The following is an 18,987-nucleotide window of genomic DNA, read 5'->3' as shown; positions in this document are numbered from 1 at the left end:
CCCCCATTGTGGGCCATCTGTGGGATGGTGCCGCCACCCGCGGTGTGAACACACGGCAAATGGGCGTGCGACCAGTGCCGAATCATGGTGAACTGGTCGGCGGAGGATCTATGGTGCAGCACTTAAGCCGGCGATGAAGCGTCGGGGCCACCGCAAGACCGGTGCCCCCGCGGCGAGCCTGACCGGGCTTGCCGCCGCCCCATGCCTGCACTCGGTCGCCCATTCGTTGCCCGACGACGATGCCGCCGCGTCGATCTGGAACAGACGCCGGGTTCTGCTGCTCAACTCCACCTACGAACCGCTGACCGCGCTGTCGCTGCGGCGCGCCGTCGTCATGCTCATCTGCGGTAAGGCCGACATGGTGCACGACGACCCGTCGGGGCCCGCCATCCACTCGGCCACCCGCACGGTGCCGGTGCCGTCGGTGATCCGGCTGCGGTCTTATGTCCGGGTGCCCTACCGCGCGCGCATCCCGCTGACCCGGGCCGCGCTGATGCACCGTGACCGGCACTGCTGCGCCTACTGCGGCGGCAAGGCCGACACCGTCGACCACGTGGTGCCGCGCAGCCGGGGCGGGGACCACTCCTGGGAGAACTGCGTGGCCGCCTGCTCGGCCTGCAACCACCGCAAGGCGGATCGCCTGCTGACCGAACTCGGCTGGACGTTGAGCCTGGTGCCCACCTCACCGAAAGGACAGCACTGGCGACTGCTGGCGGTGATCCACGACCTGGACCCGGTGTGGATGCGCTACCTGGGCGAAGGGGCGGCCTGAGGCGCCACGTGGCGCCGATACCAGCGTCGCCCGTGCCAGCGCTGGTAGTGCCATACCGCGGCGGGCAACATCCCCCGACGATGCAGCCAGAAGCCGGCCGGCGGGTCCAGCGCAGGCGGTCGGCGCTCCAGGGTGATCTCACCGAGCACTACGCCCTCGCCCTCGTTGACGCCACGTTCGGCGACGACCGTGCCGTCCGCGGCGGCGATCAGGGTGGCCCCCTCGAAATGGCCGCGGTAGCGCACGGGCAGCCAAGGCATGGCGCAGGTCAGATCACCGGCGTGAGCGGCATGCACCACGGGTGCGCCCACGTATTGGGCGAACGATGCCGCCGACCATCGGGCGGTGCGGGCGTTGGTGCGTTCGAGGCGATCGAAGAGTCGGTGCGGACGCCAGCGCGGAATCGACCACCAACCCGAGCCCGTCATCACCAGATCCACCCGGCCGCGCAGCCGTCGTACGGTCTGGGTGCGCATCAATTCCCAGCACACCGCCGCACCCACCGTGTGCTCGCCCGCGCTGAGCACACCGTCGTCGTCGCCGCAGGTGTAGAACGCGTTCTCCCACATCGTGGGCAGGTCCTTGTCGTGCCGGCCCACCACGCCGGTGGGACCGGCCAGCAGATAGGCGTTGCGGACATGGCCGTCGGCGTCACGGCACAGAAACGACCCGCCGACCAGCGCGCGGTGCCGTCTGGCCAACGAGGTCAGCAGGTCGGTGGCCGCACCGTCCGGCGGCAGGGCCGCGGTGGCCAGCGACTCGGCGAACCCGATCCCGGTGGTGAAGAACTCCGGCAACGCGATGATGCGTGCACCGGCCCGGCCCGCCTCGCCTCCGAGCCGTTCGCAGGAGGCCAGGTTGGTGGCGACATCGCCGAGCACGGCCTCCAACTGAACTGCCGCCGCCAGCACCATGACGCTGACCATAGTCGGGTGTCGTCGCGAACTCGGCCCGGGTTCTCGCACCGATCGATCAGCGGTGGGATACGGTCTACGGCGTGAGCGTGTTGGAATTCCTCGGCTACTTCATCGCCATTCCGGCCTTGCTGGTGTCGCTGCTGGCGGCGCGGGTGCTGTCCTACAAATCGCCGCGCGCGGCCACCTACCGGATGGCCGACGGCTGGACGCATCCGCCGATCCTGTGGGCGGCCACCGACGAGCGCGTCGGCGGGCACGGTCACGGCGCAGCCGAGTTCAGCCTGGGAGGTGGAACCAGTGGCAACTGGTGAGGTCGCGACCATCGATCCGGCGGACCTGCCGTACGGCTCGGCGATCACCTACAGCGGCCGGGTCTCGGGAGTCACCGAGCCCGGTGAGCTGTCACTGCACTACCCGTTCCCGACCAAGGACCTGGTGGCGCTCGACAACGCGCTGTCCGACGGTTCACGGGCGGCCAAGGCCCGGTTCGCCACCTACATCGGTGACCTCGGTGCCGACAGCGCTGCCCGGGCGGCTGAGATCCTGGCCAAGGTGCCCACCCCCAACGATGCCGTGCTGATCGCGGTCTCACCAGACCAGCGGCTCATCGAGGTGGCCTACGGCGCCGGCGTGGCCGATCGGATCGCCCCCGCGGCGGCACCGCAGGGTGTGGCCGCGGCCACCGCGGCGTTCACCGAAGGCCGGCTCGTCGAAGGTTTGATCAGCGCGGTGCAGCTGATCAGCGCCGGGATCTCCCGGCCCTAGCAGCCCCGCTTGCCGGTGGTCGTTGTGCTCGTCCCCCGGTCACACCGCGCCTGGCTGGCCAACATCGACCGACAGGCGGTCGCCCCGCAGGCGTTGGCCGACATCGTCCGCAGCCAACGCATCACCCGCGACAGCTTCGGCATTCTCGATGCGATGGAGCAGATCGCCGATCCGGATGGCAAGAGCTACTTCGCTATCGGTTGCGACACCCGGCCCGACGACGCCCGGCGTGCGACCCTGCTGACCTACATCCTCAACGCCGGCACCGGCTACGGCGGAACCCGCTGCGATTTTGCCGCGACACCCTACGGTGCCGCCGAGATGCACCGGATCATCGACCGGCAGTGGTCGAACCGCTGGAGCTATGCGGCGATTCGTCGGGTCTGCGACTCCGGCGGTCGGCTGGTGACCACCCCGAACGGGATGCTGATGGGCTTGGGCGGCAACCGTATTCACTCCCACTTCAGCCGACGCGGTGGCACCACCTGGGGTGATCTGTTCATGGTCAGCATGAATCAGGTCGACGACCCGGCCGGTCGGCTGCGAGCGATCATCGAAACGGGACGGGCTCATGCGGGTGGCCCGGGCCTGGACCGGTTGCTGCACCACGAGGAGATCCACGCCCAGCAGTGGGCCGAATTCGGTCCGGTGCAACTGCCCGCACGCTATCTGGCCGAAGAGACCAGGGTGCGGATCTTCGGCGGTACCAACCGATTCGAGAAGCAGGCCGGGTTGTCCGACGGGGGATACCGCTGATCAGGCGGTATCCACCCCAGCGGCATCGAAGTTCCGCGCCCGCAGTGACCGCTCGACACCGGCCCGGCCCTCCGTCACCAGGCGTCGCAGCGCCGGCGGCAACTCCGGGTCGGACAGGAACTTCTCCGCCGCGTCCAACCCGGCTTCGCTGACGTCCCACCCCGGGTACAGGCCCACCACCACGGTCTGCGCCACCTCGCTGGAGCGGCGCTGCCACACCCCGTTGATCGCCTCGAAGTAGCGCGCGGTGAACGGCGCCAGCAGCTCACCCTGCCCGGGCTGCACAATTCCGGCGATGATCGCCCGCCCGGTGATGTTGGCCAGCGTGTCGTCCTCGATCACCTGCTGCCACGCCGCCTTCTTGACCTCCGGTTGCGGGCGGGCCGCCGCGGCCTGGGCCCCCTGACGCTGACCGGTTGCGGTCGGGTCGCGCCGGACCTCGGCGGCGATCAGCTCCTCGTCGGCCACACCGCCGCGGGCCAGTGCCACCACGATCCGCCAGCGCAGGTCGGTGTCGATCGACAACCCGTCCAGACCTTGAGCGGCGGGAACGGCGTTCAACAGTTCCGCCAACACCGCGGTGTGCCGCTCGGCGAGCACCGAGGTGCACAGCGCATTGACGAAGGCCAGCTGGTGATCGGACCCGGCCTCGGCTGCGCGGGCCAACTCCAGCAGACGGTCGGCGAATGCCGGCCAGCCATGCTCGGCCGCCCATCCCGGTTCGGCATAGAACCCCAGCGCGGTCTGCGCCTGCAGCAGCAACCGCGAGGCGACGCCGACTTCGGTCTCGGCGCCGATCCCGCGCTGCACCAGCGCCAGGAAGTCCCGGGCACGCATCTCGGCCTCGCGGGTCATCTCCCAGGCCGCCGACCACACCAGGGTGCGCGGCAACGGCTCGGCGATATCGGCGATCCGGTCCAGCGCACTGGCCAGCGACTCCGCATCCAGGCGCAGGGCGCAGTAGGTCAGGTCGTCATCGTTTACCAGGATCAGCTTGCCGCGCGAAACCCCCACCAGGCCAGGCACGGCCGTAGCTGGTCCCTCGATGTCGAGTTCTTCGCGATGCACCCGCACCAGCCGGCCGGAGCCGGTGGGGTCGTCGTCGTAGATGCCGATGGCCAGCCGGTGCACCCGGGTCTCGCCGGCCCCCGGGGCGGCGCCGTCCTGGGTGACGGCGAACCGGGTGAAGCGCCCGGCGTCGTCGAGATCGAAGTTCGCCCGCAGGGTGTTCAATCCGGTGGTCTTGAGCCACTGCGCACCCCAGTCGGACAGGTCTCGGCCGGACGCCTTCTCCAGTGCCGCCAGCAGGTCGTCGAAGGTGGCGTTGCCGAAGGCGTGCGTCGCGAAATAGTCGCGCAGGCCGGCCAGGAAGTGATCCAGGCCGACGTAGGCCACCAGCTGCTTGAGCACCGATGCGCCCTTGGCGTAGGTGATCCCGTCGAAGTTGACCTCCACCGCGGCCAGGTCGGGGATGTCCGCGGCGATCGGGTGCGTCGAGGGCAGTTGGTCCTGGCGGTAGGCCCACGACTTCTCCGCGTTGGCGAAAGTCGTCCAGGCACTGGTGTATTCGGTGGCCTCGCTCTGGCACAGCACCGAGGCAAACGTGGCGAACGACTCGTTGAGCCACAGGTCGTCCCACCAGCGCATGGTGACCAGGTCGCCGAACCACATGTGCGCCATCTCGTGCAGCACCGTTTCGGCGCGGCGCTCATAGGACGCCCTGGTGACCTTGCTGCGGAAGACGTAGTCCTCCAAAAACGTTACGGCACCGGCATTCTCCATTGCTCCGGCGTTGAACTCCGGTACGAACAGCTGGTCGTACTTGCCGAATGCGTAGGGGATACCGAAGTTCTGGTGGTAGAAGCCGAATCCCTGCTTGGTCTCGGTGAACAGTCGCTCGGCGTCCATGTGGTCGGCCAGCGAGGCCCGGCAGTAAAGGCCCAGCGGAATCTCACCGTGGCTGTCACGGTAGACGTCGGTCCATTTGGCGTAGGGCCCGGCGATCAGCGCCACCAGGTAGGTGCTCATCTTCGCGGTGGTGGCGAACGTGTGCACGCCGTCGTCGATCGAGGCCGTGGCGCTGTTGGAGACCACCTGCCAGTGCGCCGGTGCGGTGACGGTGATGTCGAAGGTGGCTTTCAGGTTAGGCTGGTCGAAACAGGCGAACATCCGCTTGGCGTCAGCGGTTTCGAACTGCGAGTAGAGGTACACCTCGTCATCGACGGGGTCGACGAAGCGATGCAGGCCCTCGCCGGTGTTGGAGTAGAGGCAGTCCGCATCGACCTCGACGGTGTTGTGCTCGGCCAGTCCGGTCAGTGCGATGCCGACCGACTCGTCGTAGCCCGAGACGTCCAGTGCGCGGCCGTTGAGGGTGGCGCTGCGAACGGACTGGGCGGCGATGTCGATGACGGTGTCGGCGCCGGGCAGGGCGTCGAAAGTGACGGTGGTCGTCGAGCGGAACGTCTGCTCGCCGTCGGTCAGGTCAAGCGCGACCCGGTAGTTGTCGACGGTGATCAGCGCGGCTCGTTCGGCGGCCTGGTCGCGGGTGAGGTTAGGGAGTGCCACGCCCGCCAACAGTAGACGGCGTGGGGTGTCGGTGGCCGCCAGACCGGGCTTTAATGGTCCCCATGCGCATCGCAGCTTTGGTTTTCGCCGCGCTGGCCGCGGCGGTGCATGTCTACATCTTCGTGCTGGAGTCGCTGCAGTGGACCGCTCCGCGCACCCGAGCAGTGTTCGGGACCACCGCCGAGGAAGCGGAGACCACCAAGTTGTTGGCCTTCAACCAGGGTTTCTACAACCTGTTCCTGGCGGTGGTGACGGGGCTCGGTGTCGCCGCGGTGGCACAGGGCTGCACGAGTGTCGGAGCGGCGCTGGTGTTCGCCGGCGCGGGTTCGATGCTGGCCGCGGGACTGGTTCTGATTGCTTCGTCTCCCGCCAAGGCCCGCGCCGCCGCCGTGCAGGGTGTGTTTCCGGCCCTCGCGGTCGCGCTGCTCGCCCTGAGCCTGTAAGAACCCGCCAATTTCCGAGAGGATCGCCTGTGACCGTGAGATCGAACGCCGAGTTCTGGTTTGACCCACTGTGCCCGTGGTGCTGGATCACCTCGCGGTGGATCCTGGAGGTCGAGAAGGTCCGCGACATCGACGTCACCTTCCACGTGATGAGCCTGGCCGTGCTCAACGAGGGCCGCGATGACATCTCCGCGGAGTACCGCGAGGGCCTCAAGCAGGCGATGGGCCCGGTTCGGGTGGCGATCGCCGCCGAACAGCAGCGCGGCAATGAGATCCTGCGCCCGCTCTACGCCGCGATGGGAACCCGGATCCACAACCAGAACAACAAGGATTTCCCCGACGTCATCGCCGGCGCACTGGCGGAGGTGGGGCTGCCGGCCGAGTTGGCGGATGCGGCCACCACCGACGTCTACGACGAGGCGCTGCGCAAGTCTCACCACGCCGGCATGGACGCGGTCGGCAAGGACGTCGGCACCCCGACCATCCACGTCAACGGGGTGGCGTTCTTCGGCCCGGTGCTCTCCCGGATCCCGCGCGGCGAGCAGGCCGGAAAGCTGTGGGACGCCTCGGTGACGTTCGCGTCCTACCCGCACTTCTGGGAGCTCAAGCGCACCCGGGGTGAAGCGCCGCAGTTCGACTGACCCCACTCCCCGCGACCGTGCACTCCGGTCCGCCATTGGGCCAGTTGGGGGTGGACGCTGGTGCACGCTCGCGGGAGGGGCGGCCGGCGGGGTCTGACACAATGACGGCCATGCGCGTCTACCTCGGCTGCGACCACGCCGGCTACGAACTCAAAGAACAGATCCTTTCCCACCTCACCAAGGCCGGCCACGAGCCGATCGACTGTGGGGCCTTCAGCTACGACGCCGACGACGACTACCCGGCGTTCTGCATCGCCGCGGCAGCGGCAACGGTGGCCGACCCGGGCAGTCTCGGAATCGTGATCGGCGGCTCCGGTAACGGTGAGCAGATCGCGGCGAACAAGGTGCCGGGCGCGCGGTGCGCGCTGGCGTGGAGCACCGAGACCGCGCAGCTGGCCCGCGAGCACAACAACGCCCAGCTGATCGGCATCGGCGGCCGGATGCATTCGACTGCCGAGGCACTCGCGATCGTCGACGCATTCGTGAGCACCCCGTGGTCGAATGCCGAACGCCACCAACGGCGTATCGACATCCTGTCCGCCTACGAGGCCGACCACCAGGCGCCGCCGGTTCCCGGCGCTCCCGCCTGACCCGATCTGACATGCCCGAGGGGCACATCCTGCACCGGCTGGCCCGGTTGCATCAGCGCCGCTTCGCCGGTGCCCTGGTTCGGGTGTCCAGTCCGCAGGGTCGTTTCGACGCCGGCGCCGCCGCGGTCGACGGGCACTCGCTGACCCGCGCCGAAGCCTGGGGCAAGCACCTGTTCCACCATTACGCGGGCGGCGCGATCGTGCGCGTGCACCTGGGTATCTATGGCCAGTTCAGCGAGTTCGACGTGCGCGACGGCGCAGTGCCCGAACCGGTCGGCCAGGTGCGGATGCGGATGATCGGCGCCGAGTACGGCACCGATCTGCGCGGGCCGGCGGCCTGCGAGGTCATCGACGAGGCACAGCACGCCGATGTGATCGCCCGCCTCGGGCCCGACCCGCTGCGCGCCGACGCCGATCCGGACCTGGCATTCAAGCGGATCATCAAGTCCCGCAAGGCTATTGCGGCGCTTCTGATGGATCAGTCGGTGTTGGCCGGTGTCGGCAACGTGTATCGCAGTGAGGTGCTGTTCCGCCACCGGATAGATCCGTACCGGCCCGGTACCGACGTCGACGAGGGGGACTTCGCCGCGATCTGGGCAGACCTGGTGGCGTTGATGAAGGTCGGGCTGCGTCGCGGCAACATCGTCGTGGTCCGGCCCGAAGACGACCACGGCGCGCCCGCCTACGCACCGGGCAAGCCGCGCACCTACGTCTACCGCCGCGCCGGCGATCCGTGCCGGGTGTGCGGGACCGCGGTGCGTACCGCTGAACTGGAGGGCCGAAACCTGTTCTGGTGCCCGTCCTGTCAGTCGTGACGCAGCGCTGACAGGGGACTCCCAGCGAAAGCCCATGAGATTGAACGTGTTTCGCGGGGTTGGTGGGTCGGCGGCGCGGGTATAAATGGCCGAATCAAATCGATCAGCAAATTGGTTGCCGCCGTCGCGGTGGCCGCAGGGGCGGGGCTGGCCGGCGTCGGCATCGCAATTCCAGCACGGGCTCTGCCGGCGCCCATGCCGATGTATCACTGGTGCCCGGGGCAAGCCTGGGACCAGGCGTGGGGCATGAACTGGGACAACAACGAGTGCCATGACGATCATCACCGCGATCGTGACGGCAACGACCACAGTCGCGATTTCGGTGGCGACCAGCGGGGGCCGGGGGACCAGCAAAGGCAGGGCGACCAGCGGGGGCCCGGCGATTTCGAGCACCAGGGCGACCAGCCCGGGTTCGGCCAGCACTGATCCCGGCGGCGTCAGTCGTCGTAGATTCCCTCGCGCCGGGGCGGTATCGCCACGCCGAGCGCGCGGTAGATCTCGTTGGACAGCACAACGCTGCGCGGGTCGGCGTTGGCCTGGGTGTGGTCGAAGCGGTTCATCACGTACCCGTAGCCGATTCGGTGCTCGAGGTCGACGAACGCGAATGACCCACCGAGCCCGCCGTGGCCGAAGATCCGCCGGTTGGGGCCGTTGACGCCCTCGGCGTTGAGCATGTAGCCCAGGCCCCAGCCATGCTCGGCGACCCGGGGGCCCAGCACCAGATCCGTCTCGGTGCCGCCCTGCAGCACCCTCAGCCGGTCCATGGTGGGACGGCTCAGCAGCTTCTCCTGCGCCAGTGCGTTATAGAACGTGGCCATACCCAGCGCTGAGACCTGGGCGTTGGTGCCGGGGAACTCCAGCTCGCGCCACAGGGTCAAGTCGTTGGTGGCGATCTCGTCGTCGGGGGCGAATCCCATCGCCACCGCCAGGCCCGCCTTGGAGTGGTCGTCCAGCGAGGTCGGGCGTTTCGGGGCGCCGGCCGACGCCAGCATCTCCCGGATCGTCGGCTTGCCCACCGGGTCGGTGCAGCGGTAGGGCTGCTGGTCGGCCGGTACCCCGATGTGCACCTCGGCGCCGATCGGACCGGCGACCTCGCGCCGCAGATACTCGCCGACGGTCATGCCCGTCACCCGCTTGACGACCTCGCCGATGATGAACCCGTAGGTGGTCATGTGATAGCCCTGCGCGGCACCCGGGCGCCACCACGGTTCGGCCGCGGCGAGCCGCTCGCAGACCAGATCCCAGTCGGTGACGTCGCGCCAGTGCATCGGCTCGCGCGGCCCGATCGCCCCGGAGCGGTGCGCCAGCACCATCGCCAGCGAGATGTCGCCCTTGCCGGCCCGGCCGAACTGCGGCCAGTAGTGCGCCACCGGGATTCGCAGGTCCAGTTCCCCGGCTTCGGCGAGCCGGTGCACGCAGGTGCTGGTCAGGCCCTTGCTGCCGGACAGCACGGTGCCCAGGGTGTCTTCCTGCCAGGGCCGCACGCCCTCGGGGTCGGCCGAGCCGGCCCACAGATTGACGACGAGTTCGCCGTCCACGTACGCCGCGACGGCAGCGCCGAGTTCCTCGCGCTCGGTGAAGTTGCGCTCGAACTCGTGGCGCACCTTCTCGAAGCGCGCGGAGCACGTCCCGTGGATCTGGACGTGCCGTGTGCCGGCCATGGAGTGCCTTCCTGCTTTTGGCGAATCCCCTTCGGCGGGGTCTTCTTCCTCGGTGTCGACCGGACCCCGCGAGGCTTGTTAGGAAGGATAGGTCGGCGGTGGGGCGCCCGTACAACAGGCTGGGGCACAGACCTGGCCCCAGCCGTCGTCCGGGGACCGCATCGGCCCTGGTGGAGCGGGCGACGGGAATCGAACCCGCGTAGCTAGTTTGGAAGACTAGGGCTCTACCATTGAGCTACGCCCGCATGAATGGCTAGAGCGAGACTGTACCGGCGTGGCCGACTGCAAATCCAACTGGGACCCCTGCGGGGGCGTGCGGAGCGGGCGGCTGCATTGCCGTCGTCGCCGGGCCGTAAGATCGCCTGGTCAGTGCGGGGTGTAGCGCAGCTTGGTAGCGCATCCGCTTTGGGAGCGGAAGGCCGCAGGTTCAAATCCTGTCACCCCGACCAGCAGCGCGCGCCGCACCGGCATGACCGTCCATCACCGAAATATCGAGGAGTACGCCCGTGAAGAGCACCGTCGAGCAGCTGACCCCGACCCGGGTTCGCATCAACGTGGAGGTGCCGTTCACCGAACTGAAGCCGGACTTCGAGCGCACCTACAAGGAGCTGGCCAAGCAGGTGCGGATGCCGGGCTTCCGTCCGGGCAAGGCGCCGGCCAAGCTCATCGAGGCGCGCTTCGGCCGGGCCGCGGTGCTGCAGCAGGTGGTCAACGAGGCGCTGCCCAGCCGCTACAGCGAGGCGGTTACCACCTCCGAGCTCAAGCCGCTGGGCCAGCCCGAGATCGAGGTCACCAAGATCGATGACGGCGACCAGATCACCTTCACCGCCGAGGTCGACGTTCGTCCTGACATCGCCCTGCCCGACCTGGAGCAGATCAAGATCAGCGTGGACCCGATCGAGGTCGCCGACGAAGAGGTGGATGCCGAGTTGGAATCGCTGCGCGCGCGGTTCGGCACCCTGACCGGTGTGGACCGGGCGGCGGCGGCCGACGACTTCGTCTCGATCGACCTGGGCGCCACCATCGACGGCGAAGAGGTCCCCGGTGCGGCCACCGAAGGCCTGTCGCACCAGGTGGGATCCCGCCAGCTCATCGACGGGCTCGACGACGCGATCATCGGACTGTCGGCCGGTGAGAGCGCGACGTTCACCACCAAGCTGGCCGCGGGACCGCAGGCCGGAAAGGACGCCGACGTCACCGTCACGGTGCAGGCGGTCAAGGAACGCGAGCTGCCCGAGGCCGACGACGAATTCGCGCAGCTGGCCAGTGAATTCGACACCATCGGCGAGCTGCGGGACAACCTCGTCGAGCAGGTGCGCAGGACCAAGCGCATCCAGCAGGCCGAGAAGGTCCGCGAGGCGACGCTGGAGGCCCTGGTCGAGCAGGTCGAGATGCCGCTGCCCGAGGCCGTGGTCAAGGCGCACGTCGACAACGCTCTGCACAACGCTCTGCACGGTCTTGACCACGACGAGAACAAGTTCGCCGAGTCGCTTGTCGAGAAGGGATCCTCGCGCGCCGAGTTCGACGCCGAGACCCGCGCCGAGGCAGAGAAGTCGGTCAAGACGCAGCTGCTGCTCGATGCACTCGGCGACGAGCTGGACATCCAGGTCGGCCAGAACGACCTCACCCAGCACCTGGTGCTGATGTCGCGTCAGTACGGCATCGCGCCGCAGCAGCTGATGGGCTTCCTGCAGCAGAACAACCAGCTGCCCGCGGTCTTCGCCGACGTACGCCGGGGCATGGCGCTGGCAGCAGCCGTGCGTGCCGCCGCGGTCAGTGACACCGCCGGCAACGAGATCGACGTCACCGAGTTCTTCGGCGGCGGCCAGGTCGACGACGCCGCTGACGAGGCCGCTGAGGCCGCTGAGGCCCTTGACGAGGCTCTGGAAGCCGAGGCCGAAGGCGACGAGTGACGCTGTGAGCGAACGAGGGCGGTTCGGACCGTCCTCGCAGCCGCGGTTTGGTTAGGGTCGTAAACATGTCTCGGCAGACGAATCTCGAGAAAGCAGGTATCCCACTGTGAGCCAGCCCGGTCTGAATCTCGTCGACTCGGTGTACGAGCGGCTACTGCGAGAACGCATCATCTTCCTGGGGTCTCAGGTCGACGACGACATCGCCAACCGGCTGTGCGCCCAGATCCTGTTATTGGCCGCCGAGGACCCGACCAAGGACATCTCGCTCTACATCAACTCCCCTGGCGGTTCGATCAGCGCAGGGATGGCGATCTACGACACCATGGTCCTGGCCCCGTGTGACGTTGCCACCTACGCGATGGGCATGGCCGCCTCGATGGGTGAGTTCCTGCTCGCCGCGGGCACCAAGGGCAAGCGATACGCCCTGCCGCACGCCCGGATCCTGATGCACCAGCCGCTGGGCGGGGTGACCGGCAGCGCCGCGGACATCGCCATCCAGGCCGAGCAGTTCGCGGTCATCAAGAAGGAGATGTTCCGGCTCAACGCCGAGTTCACCGGCCAGTCCATCGAGCGCATCGAGGCCGACTCGGACCGCGACCGGTGGTTCACCGCCCCCGAGGCCCTCGAGTACGGCTTCGTCGACCACATCATCACCCGCGCCCACGTCAACGGAGATGCCAAATGAACCCCGAAACCTTGCGAGCCACCGCGCCGCAGGCGCGCTACATCCTGCCGTCGTTCGTGGAGCACTCCAGCTGGGGCGTCAAGGAGTCCAACCCGTACAACAAGCTGTTCGAGGAGCGCATCATCTTCCTCGGCGTGCAGGTTGACGACGCCTCGGCCAACGACATCATGGCCCAGCTGCTGGTGCTGGAGTCGTTGGACCCGGACCGCGACATCACCATGTACATCAACTCCCCGGGTGGCTCGTTCACCTCGCTGATGGCGATCTACGACACCATGCAGTACGTGCGGGCCGACATCCAGACCGTGTGCCTGGGTCAGGCCGCCTCGGCTGCTGCGGTGTTGCTGGCGGCGGGCACGCCGGGCAAGCGGATGGCGCTGCCCAACGCCCGGGTGCTGATCCACCAGCCGTCGCTGTCCGGAGTGATCCAGGGCCAGTTCTCCGACCTGGAGATCCAGGCCGCCGAGATCGAGCGGATGCGCACGCTGATGGAGGGCACGCTGGCCCGCCACACCGGCAAGGACCCCGAGCAGGTCCGTAAGGACACCGACCGCGACAAGATCCTCACCGCGGCCGAGGCCAAGGAGTACGGGATCATCGACACCGTCCTGGAGTACCGGAAGCTGTCGGCTCAGACGGCCTAGTCTCTCCGTCGAACAGTCGCGAAAGCCCCCTGGCAGCACCGCTACAGGGGGCTTTCGCGACTGCTCGCTGACAGGGCGGCGATGTCGGCCGGGCGCACCCGGCAGCAGCCGCCCACGATGCGGGCGCCGGCGGCCACCCATCCCGGCACCAGGTCGGGGGAGAAGCGCGCCGGCCCGCTCCAGCCGCCACGGACCCAGCGTTCCCCGCTGTTGGGGTAGGCGATCACCGGCTTACCGGTGACGCGGCGGGCGATCTCGACGGCGTTCCGCACGTCGCCGGGCGCGCAGCAGTTCACCCCCACCGCGACGATCTGCGGCACGCCCGCGGCTACCGCGAACGCCTCCGCCAGGGGCTGCCCGGCCCGGGTCGTGGTGCCTTCGATGGTGTAGCTGAGCCAGGCCGGTACGTCCGTTTGGCGTATCAGGTTCACCAGGGCTTCGGCCTCATCAACGTCCGGCACCGTCTCGCATGCCAGCACGTCGGCCCCGGCGTCGGCCAGGATTTCCAGGCGGGGCCGGTGCCACGCCGTCAGCTGCGCGACCGAAAGCCCGTAGCGGCCAAGGTATTCCGAGCCGTCGGCCCGGGCGGCGCCGTACGGGCCGACCGATGCGGCCACCCAGTGGCCGCTTCCGGCGGCGTCACGGGCCAGCTCGACGCTGCGGCGCAACAGCAGTTCCGCGTCCGCCCGCCCGATTCCGCGGGCGGCGAAGCCCTCGAAGCTCGCCTGATAGCTGGCGGTGGTCGCGATCTGGGCGCCCGCGGCGAAGAAGGCTCGGTGTACGGCGGTGATCTCATCCGGGGCATCGATCAGTGCCCGGGCCGACCACAACGGGTCCCGGGAATGGTTCCCGGAAAGCTCAAAGCCGCGGGCTTCCAGCTCCGTCGCCAAGCCCCCGTCGGCGATGAGCACGGCTCCGGTCGACGAGCGCTTGCGCGAGGAGAGCCGGGGCCCATCGGGCACGGTATCGTCGGGAACGGCGAACCCCACGTCCGCCACTGTAGGGCTCCAGATAACACCTGCAACACGCTTGCGCCGCGCCAGCGCGTCACGCGCCGCGTCGGCAGCTCGGGCGATATGTTCTTGGGCAGACAGGTACCGGGCGTAGAAACCAAATACCAACGACGCGATTCGGCCTTATCGGTCGCCTCGCAACCGAACGAGCGGGTAGCGTCGGGGAATACACACCGATCCCCGACGACAGACGGCGAACAGGAAGTAGGTCCTCACGCACCATGGCGCGCATCGGAGACGGCGGTGACCTGTTGAAGTGTTCCTTCTGCGGAAAGAGCCAGAAGCAGGTCAAGAAGCTCATCGCGGGTCCGGGCGTCTACATCTGCGATGAGTGCATCGACCTGTGCAACGAGATCATCGAAGAAGAGCTCGCCGACGCCGACGACGTGAAGCTCGACGAGCTGCCCAAGCCCGCCGAGATCCGGGAGTTCCTGGAGGGTTACGTCATCGGTCAGGACACCGCCAAGCGGACGCTGGCCGTGGCCGTCTACAACCACTACAAGCGCATCCAGGCCGGCGAGAAGAGCCGCGATTCGCGCTCCGGCGAGCCCGTCGAGCTGACCAAGTCCAACATCTTGATGCTCGGACCCACCGGTTGCGGTAAGACCTACCTGGCTCAGACCCTGGCGAAGATGCTCAATGTCCCGTTCGCAATCGCGGATGCCACCGCGCTGACCGAGGCGGGCTATGTCGGCGAGGACGTCGAGAACATTCTGCTCAAGCTGATTCAAGCCGCCGACTATGACGTCAAGCGCGCCGAGACCGGCATCGTCTACATCGACGAGGTCGACAAGATCGCCCGCAAGAGCGAAAACCCGTCGATCACCCGCGACGTCTCCGGTGAGGGCGTTCAGCAGGCGCTGCTGAAGATCCTGGAGGGCACCCAGGCCTCGGTTCCGCCGCAGGGTGGACGCAAGCACCCGCATCAGGAATTCATCCAGATCGACACCACCAACGTGCTGTTCATCGTGGCCGGGGCGTTCGCCGGCCTGGAGAAGATCGTCTCGGACCGAGTCGGCAAGCGTGGCTTGGGCTTCGGTGCCGAGGTCCGTTCCAAGGCAGAGGTCGACACCGTCGACCACTTCGCCGAGGTCATGCCCGAAGACCTGATCAAGTTCGGGTTGATCCCGGAGTTCATCGGCCGGCTCCCGGTGGTGGCCTCGGTGACCAACCTGGACATGGAGTCGTTGGTCACGATCCTCTCCGAGCCCAAGAACGCTCTGGTCAAGCAGTACACCCGGCTGTTCGAGATGGACGGGGTGGAGCTGGAGTTCACCCCGGACGCGCTGGAGGCCATCGCCGACCAGGCGATCCACCGGGGCACCGGCGCGCGTGGCCTGCGGGCGATCATGGAAGAAGTCCTGCTGCCGGTCATGTACGACATCCCCAGCCGCGACGACGTCGCCAAGGTCGTCGTCACCAAGGAAACGGTGCAGGACAACGTGCTGCCGACCATCGTGCCGCGCAAGGCGTCCCGGTCGGAGCGCCGCGACAAGAGCGCTTGACCCCGGTGGCGCTCCGCGCCGCCGAAAGTTACTCAGCGGTAGCGGACGTTTCTTAAAGTTGGCCTGCTGTCTATAGTGATGAAAACCACATTTCCGCTCTTGGCTGACTCAGAACCCTGCCCTGACGTCGGGGTTTAGCGGTCATGCGGTGGAGTTTCGACACGGTGTGGCGTCGAATACTCTCTAAGAACGGTGCAATAATCGGTACTGCCAGTGACAGAAAAAAAATGTGGGTGCGCCAGACGTGCTGTGCGAGCCCGATCAGGACAGTGATGGAAGGCGGGGCCGTGGGTCCGAGCGGTAACGGAGCCGGGTCGGCGCCCGGGCGTCAAAAACTCGAAAAGGTCGTGATCCGCTTCGCTGGTGACTCCGGCGACGGCATGCAGCTCACCGGCGACCGATTCACCTCCGAGGCGGCGCTGTTCGGCAACGACCTTGCCACCCAACCGAACTACCCCGCCGAGATCCGCGCACCTCAGGGCACCCTGCCCGGTGTCTCCTCGTTCCAGATCCAGATCGCCGACTACGACATCCTGACCGCCGGTGACCGCCCCGACGTGTTGGTGGCGATGAACCCCGCAGCGTTGAAGGCCAACATCGGCGACCTGCCGCGCGGTGGCATGGTGATCGTCAACTCCGACGAGTTCACCAAGCGCAACCTCGCCAAGATCGGCTACGAGACCAGCCCGCTGGAGACCGAAGAGCTCTCCGAGTACGTGGTGGTCCCGGTGGCGATGACCTCGCTGACCCTGGGTGCGGTCGAGGCGATCGGCGCCACCAAGAAGGACGGCGCCCGCGCCAAGAACATGTTTGCACTGGGTCTGCTGTCCTGGATGTACGGTCGGCCGATCGAGACCAGCGAACAGTTCATCCGGGAGAAGTTCGCCAAGAAGCCCGACGTCGCCGACGCCAACGTGCTGGCGCTCAAGGCGGGCTGGAACTACGGCGAGACGACCGAGGCGTTCGGTACCACCTACGAAATCTCCCCGGCCAAGCTGCCGTCGGGGGAGTACCGCCAGATCTCGGGCAACACCGCGATGGCCTACGGCGTGATCGTGGCCGGTCAGCTGGCCGACACCCAGGTGGTGCTGGGCACCTACCCGATTACCCCGGCGTCGGACATCCTGCACGAGCTATCGAAGTACAAGAACTTCAATGTGCTGACGTTCCAGGCCGAAGACGAGATCGCCGGCATCGGCGCGGCCATCGGCGCCTCCTACGGTGGGGCGCTGGGCGTCACCAGCACGTCGGGCCCGGGGTTGGCGCTCAAGGCCGAGGCGCTGGGCCTGGCCGTGATGACCGAGCTGCCGCTGCTGCTGATCAACGTACAGCGCGGAGGCCCCTCGACCGGCCTGCCGACCAAGACCGAGCAGGCCGACCTGATGCAGGCGCTCTACGGCCGCAACGGCGAGTCGCCGGTCGCGGTGCTGGCGCCGTGCACGCCGTCGGACTGCTTCGACGCGGCCATCGAGGCCGTCCGGATCGCGCTGACCTACCGCACCCCGGTGGTGCTGCTGTCCGACGGGGCGATCGCCAACGGGTCGGAGCCGTGGCGCATCCCGGATGTCACTGCGCTGGAGCCTATCGAGCGCAACCTCGCCAAGTCCGACGAGCCCTTCCAGCCGTACGCGCGTGACCCGGAGACGCTGGCCCGTCAGTTCGCCATCCCGGGCACCCCGGGGCTGGAGCACCGGATCGGTGGACTGGAGAAGGCCAACGGCACCGGCGAGATCTCCTACGAGCCGGCCAACCATGACCTGATGGTCCGGCTGCGCCAGGCCAAGATCGACGGCATCAAGGTTCCCGACCTCGAGGTGGATGACCCGACGGGCGACGCCGAGCTGCTGATGCTGGGCTGGGGCAGTTCCTACGGCCCGATCGCCGAGGCGTGCCGACGTGCCCGGCGCGGCGGTGTCAAGGTCGCGCAGGCGCACTTGCGTTATCTCAACCCGCTGCCGGCCAACCTGGGCGAGGTGCTGCGCCGCTATCCGAAGGTGGTGCTGCCGGAGATGAACCTGGGCCAGTTGGCGCTGCTGCTGCGAGGCCGCTACCTGGTCGACATTCAGTCGGTGACCAAGGTGGCCGGCAAGGCCTTCCTCGCCGACGAGGTGGAGGCCATCATCGATGACGCATTGGCCGGCACCTTGGCCGATCGGGAGAACGAGAAGGCGTCGCTGGCCAGGGCCGCGGCGGTCACCATTGCAGGAGCGAGCTGATGACAACCACCGAATCCGGCACCTCCCTGGTCGGCACCGACCTGGGGCTGACTGCCCTGAGCGGTGTTCCCACCACCGATGAGCCGCAGAAGTCCAAGGACTTCACCTCCGACCAGGAGGTGCGCTGGTGCCCGGGCTGTGGCGACTACGCAATCCTGAACTCGATGCGCAACTTCCTCCCGGAGCTGGGATTGCGCCGGGAGAACGTGGTCTTCATCAGCGGGATCGGCTGCTCGAGCCGGTTCCCGTACTACATGAACACCTACGGTGTGCACTCGATCCACGGCCGTGGCCCGACGTTCGCCACCGGGCTGGCGACCGCCCGCGAGGACGTGAAGGTCTTCCTGATCACCGGTGACGGTGACGCATTGTCGATCGGCGGCAACCACCTGATCCACACGCTGCGCCGTAACGTCAACATCACCATCCTGTTGTTCAACAACCGGATCTACGGTCTGACCAAGGGCCAGTACTCGCCGACGTCGGAGACCGGCAAGATCACCAAGTCGACGCCGTTCGGCTCGCTGGACAACCCGTTCAACCCGGTCTCGCTGGCGATCGGCGCCGAGGCGACCTTTGTCGGGCGGGCGCTGGACTCCGACCGCAAGGGCCTCACCGAGGTGCTGCGCGGCGCTATGGAACACCGCGGATCTGCACTGGTGGAGATTCTGCAGGACTGCCCAGTCTTCAATGACGGCTCCTTCGACCTGCTGCGCAAGGAAGGCGCCGAGAACCGGCTCATCAATGTCCGTCAGGGCGAGAAGGTGACCTTCGGTGCCGAGGGCGAGTACTGCGTGATCAAGTCCGGCTACGGCCTTGAGGTTGCCAAGACCGCCAACGTCTCGGCCGACCAGATCGTCGTGCACGACGCCACGCTGGCCGACTCCTCCTACGCGTTCGCGCTGTCGCGGTTGTCCGAGCAGGATCTGTCGCACTTCCCGATGGGAATCTTCCGCAAGGTCAGCAAGCCCACCTACGACGACCAAGCGCGTGCGCAGGTCGCCGAAGCCCGGCAGGCCTCGGCGCACGACTCCGCCGCGCTTCAGGCGCTGCTGCGGGGCCGCGACACCTGGACCGTCGACTGAC

Annotated in this window: 19 protein-coding genes and 2 tRNA genes; 16 read left to right on the top strand and 5 right to left on the bottom strand. The window is 67.8% G+C overall.

Annotated elements, in window-relative coordinates:
* Window positions 1-133 precede the first annotated feature (133 nt).
* Window positions 134-772: an HNH endonuclease gene (locus K6T84_RS02795; protein WP_224865157.1), complete on the top strand. Its 639-nt coding sequence runs from the start codon at window positions 134-136 to the stop codon at window positions 770-772.
* Here the strand turns inward: K6T84_RS02795 and K6T84_RS02790 are convergent.
* The gene (locus tag K6T84_RS02790) at window positions 748-1,686 is read right to left on the bottom strand and encodes a carbon-nitrogen hydrolase family protein (RefSeq protein ID WP_224865158.1); all 939 of its coding nucleotides are present in this window, start codon (window positions 1,684-1,686) and stop codon (window positions 748-750) included. The genes K6T84_RS02795 and K6T84_RS02790 overlap by 25 nt on opposite strands.
* 83 nt (window positions 1,687-1,769) lie before the next feature.
* Between K6T84_RS02790 and ctaJ the strand changes: the two genes are divergently transcribed.
* The 3 genes from ctaJ to K6T84_RS02775 are packed head-to-tail and all read left to right on the top strand — an operon-like array spanning window position 1,770 to window position 3,210.
* Window positions 1,770-2,000, top strand: coding sequence for an aa3-type cytochrome oxidase subunit CtaJ (gene ctaJ / locus K6T84_RS02785; RefSeq protein WP_408066041.1), 231 nt, complete (start codon window positions 1,770-1,772; stop codon window positions 1,998-2,000).
* Window positions 1,987-2,454, top strand: coding sequence for a DUF5130 family protein (locus tag K6T84_RS02780; protein ID WP_224865159.1), 468 nt, complete (start codon window positions 1,987-1,989; stop codon window positions 2,452-2,454). Before ctaJ ends, K6T84_RS02780 begins: the two co-directional genes overlap by 14 nt.
* A gap of 15 nt (window positions 2,455-2,469) precedes the next feature.
* The gene (locus K6T84_RS02775) at window positions 2,470-3,210 is read left to right on the top strand and encodes a hypothetical protein (RefSeq protein WP_225401991.1); all 741 of its coding nucleotides are present in this window, start codon (window positions 2,470-2,472) and stop codon (window positions 3,208-3,210) included.
* Here the strand turns inward: K6T84_RS02775 and pepN are convergent, their stop codons facing one another.
* Window positions 3,211-5,775, bottom strand: coding sequence for an aminopeptidase N (gene pepN / locus K6T84_RS02770; RefSeq protein WP_225401744.1), 2,565 nt, complete (start codon window positions 5,773-5,775; stop codon window positions 3,211-3,213).
* A gap of 62 nt (window positions 5,776-5,837) precedes the next feature.
* Here pepN and K6T84_RS02765 point away from each other — a divergent pair, with 62 nt between their 5' ends.
* From K6T84_RS02765 to K6T84_RS02745, 5 genes are all read left to right on the top strand, one after another.
* A complete protein-coding gene (locus K6T84_RS02765) occupies window positions 5,838-6,218 on the top strand; it encodes a DUF1304 domain-containing protein (protein WP_225401745.1) in 381 nt (126 codons plus the stop codon).
* Between the two features lie 29 nt (window positions 6,219-6,247).
* Window positions 6,248-6,859: a mycothiol-dependent nitroreductase Rv2466c family protein gene (locus K6T84_RS02760; protein ID WP_224865163.1), complete on the top strand. Its 612-nt coding sequence runs from the start codon at window positions 6,248-6,250 to the stop codon at window positions 6,857-6,859.
* A 110-nt stretch (window positions 6,860-6,969) separates the two neighbouring features.
* Window positions 6,970-7,449: a ribose-5-phosphate isomerase gene (locus K6T84_RS02755; RefSeq protein ID WP_224865164.1), complete on the top strand. Its 480-nt coding sequence runs from the start codon at window positions 6,970-6,972 to the stop codon at window positions 7,447-7,449.
* An 11-nt stretch (window positions 7,450-7,460) separates the two neighbouring features.
* Window positions 7,461-8,264 (top strand): Fpg/Nei family DNA glycosylase, encoded by an 804-nt coding sequence (locus K6T84_RS02750; RefSeq protein ID WP_225401746.1) that lies wholly within the window; start codon window positions 7,461-7,463, stop codon window positions 8,262-8,264.
* Between the two features lie 111 nt (window positions 8,265-8,375).
* Window positions 8,376-8,690 carry an Mtp family mycobacterial-type pilin gene (locus K6T84_RS02745; protein WP_225401747.1) on the top strand — a complete coding sequence of 105 codons (315 nt, stop codon included), beginning with the start codon at window positions 8,376-8,378 and terminating at the stop codon, window positions 8,688-8,690.
* A gap of 11 nt (window positions 8,691-8,701) precedes the next feature.
* Here the strand turns inward: K6T84_RS02745 and K6T84_RS02740 are convergent, their stop codons facing one another.
* Entirely contained in the window at window positions 8,702-9,925 is a 1,224-nt protein-coding gene (locus tag K6T84_RS02740) for a serine hydrolase domain-containing protein (protein WP_224865167.1), read from the bottom strand.
* Window positions 9,926-10,096: 171 nt separating this feature from the next.
* Window positions 10,097-10,170, bottom strand: a tRNA-Gly gene (locus tag K6T84_RS02735).
* 127 nt (window positions 10,171-10,297) lie between these two features.
* On the opposite strand from K6T84_RS02735, the gene K6T84_RS02730 reads away from it, so the two are divergent.
* The 4 genes from K6T84_RS02730 (at window position 10,298) to clpP2 (ending at window position 13,167) form a co-directional block, all read left to right on the top strand.
* Window positions 10,298-10,374, top strand: a tRNA-Pro gene (locus tag K6T84_RS02730).
* A 57-nt stretch (window positions 10,375-10,431) separates the two neighbouring features.
* Window positions 10,432-11,838 carry a trigger factor gene (gene tig / locus K6T84_RS02725; protein WP_224865168.1) on the top strand — a complete coding sequence of 469 codons (1,407 nt, stop codon included), beginning with the start codon at window positions 10,432-10,434 and terminating at the stop codon, window positions 11,836-11,838.
* Between the two features lie 106 nt (window positions 11,839-11,944).
* Window positions 11,945-12,523: an ATP-dependent Clp protease proteolytic subunit gene (locus tag K6T84_RS02720; protein ID WP_224865169.1), complete on the top strand. Its 579-nt coding sequence runs from the start codon at window positions 11,945-11,947 to the stop codon at window positions 12,521-12,523.
* The gene (gene clpP2 / locus K6T84_RS02715) at window positions 12,520-13,167 is read left to right on the top strand and encodes an ATP-dependent CLP protease proteolytic subunit ClpP2 (RefSeq protein ID WP_224865170.1); all 648 of its coding nucleotides are present in this window, start codon (window positions 12,520-12,522) and stop codon (window positions 13,165-13,167) included. Before K6T84_RS02720 ends, clpP2 begins: the two co-directional genes overlap by 4 nt.
* Before the next feature lie 41 nt (window positions 13,168-13,208).
* On the opposite strand, the gene mmuM is transcribed toward clpP2, so the two are convergent.
* Window positions 13,209-14,129, bottom strand: a complete 921-nt coding sequence (mmuM, locus tag K6T84_RS02710) for a homocysteine S-methyltransferase (protein WP_224865727.1) — start codon at window positions 14,127-14,129, stop codon at window positions 13,209-13,211.
* Window positions 14,130-14,401: 272 nt separating this feature from the next.
* Here mmuM and clpX point away from each other — a divergent pair, with 272 nt between their 5' ends.
* The 3 genes from clpX (at window position 14,402) to K6T84_RS02695 (ending at window position 18,986) form a co-directional block, all read left to right on the top strand.
* Window positions 14,402-15,685 carry an ATP-dependent Clp protease ATP-binding subunit ClpX gene (clpX, locus tag K6T84_RS02705; protein WP_224865171.1) on the top strand — a complete coding sequence of 428 codons (1,284 nt, stop codon included), beginning with the start codon at window positions 14,402-14,404 and terminating at the stop codon, window positions 15,683-15,685.
* A 272-nt stretch (window positions 15,686-15,957) separates the two neighbouring features.
* On the top strand, window positions 15,958-17,901 hold the full coding sequence (locus tag K6T84_RS02700; protein ID WP_224865172.1) for a 2-oxoacid:acceptor oxidoreductase subunit alpha: 1,944 nt from the start codon (window positions 15,958-15,960) through the stop codon (window positions 17,899-17,901).
* Window positions 17,901-18,986: a 2-oxoacid:ferredoxin oxidoreductase subunit beta gene (locus K6T84_RS02695; RefSeq protein ID WP_224865173.1), complete on the top strand. Its 1,086-nt coding sequence runs from the start codon at window positions 17,901-17,903 to the stop codon at window positions 18,984-18,986. Before K6T84_RS02700 ends, K6T84_RS02695 begins: the two co-directional genes overlap by 1 nt.
* The last annotated feature ends 1 nt before the right edge of the window (window position 18,987 follow it).

The organism is Mycobacterium zoologicum, assembly GCF_020181635.2.
Taxonomy (GTDB): Bacteria; Actinomycetota; Actinomycetes; order Mycobacteriales; family Mycobacteriaceae; genus Mycobacterium; species Mycobacterium zoologicum.
Note: the sequence above shows the minus strand (reverse complement) of the source record. Positions and strands in the feature narration are given on the sequence as shown.

Coding starts and splice junctions, on each gene's coding strand:
- K6T84_RS02795 (WP_224865157.1), top strand. CDS start 134: ATGAAGCGTCGGGGCCACCGCAAGACCGGTGCCCCCGCGGCGAGCCTG.
- K6T84_RS02790 (WP_224865158.1), bottom strand. CDS start 1,686: ATGGTGCTGGCGGCGGCAGTTCAGTTGGAGGCCGTGCTCGGCGATGTC.
- K6T84_RS02765 (WP_225401745.1), top strand. CDS start 5,838: ATGCGCATCGCAGCTTTGGTTTTCGCCGCGCTGGCCGCGGCGGTGCAT.
- K6T84_RS02755 (WP_224865164.1), top strand. CDS start 6,970: ATGCGCGTCTACCTCGGCTGCGACCACGCCGGCTACGAACTCAAAGAA.
- K6T84_RS02750 (WP_225401746.1), top strand. CDS start 7,461: ATGCCCGAGGGGCACATCCTGCACCGGCTGGCCCGGTTGCATCAGCGC.
- K6T84_RS02740 (WP_224865167.1), bottom strand. CDS start 9,925: ATGGCCGGCACACGGCACGTCCAGATCCACGGGACGTGCTCCGCGCGC.
- clpP2 (WP_224865170.1), top strand. CDS start 12,520: ATGAACCCCGAAACCTTGCGAGCCACCGCGCCGCAGGCGCGCTACATC.
- clpX (WP_224865171.1), top strand. CDS start 14,402: ATGGCGCGCATCGGAGACGGCGGTGACCTGTTGAAGTGTTCCTTCTGC.
- K6T84_RS02700 (WP_224865172.1), top strand. CDS start 15,958: ATGGAAGGCGGGGCCGTGGGTCCGAGCGGTAACGGAGCCGGGTCGGCG.
- K6T84_RS02695 (WP_224865173.1), top strand. CDS start 17,901: ATGACAACCACCGAATCCGGCACCTCCCTGGTCGGCACCGACCTGGGG.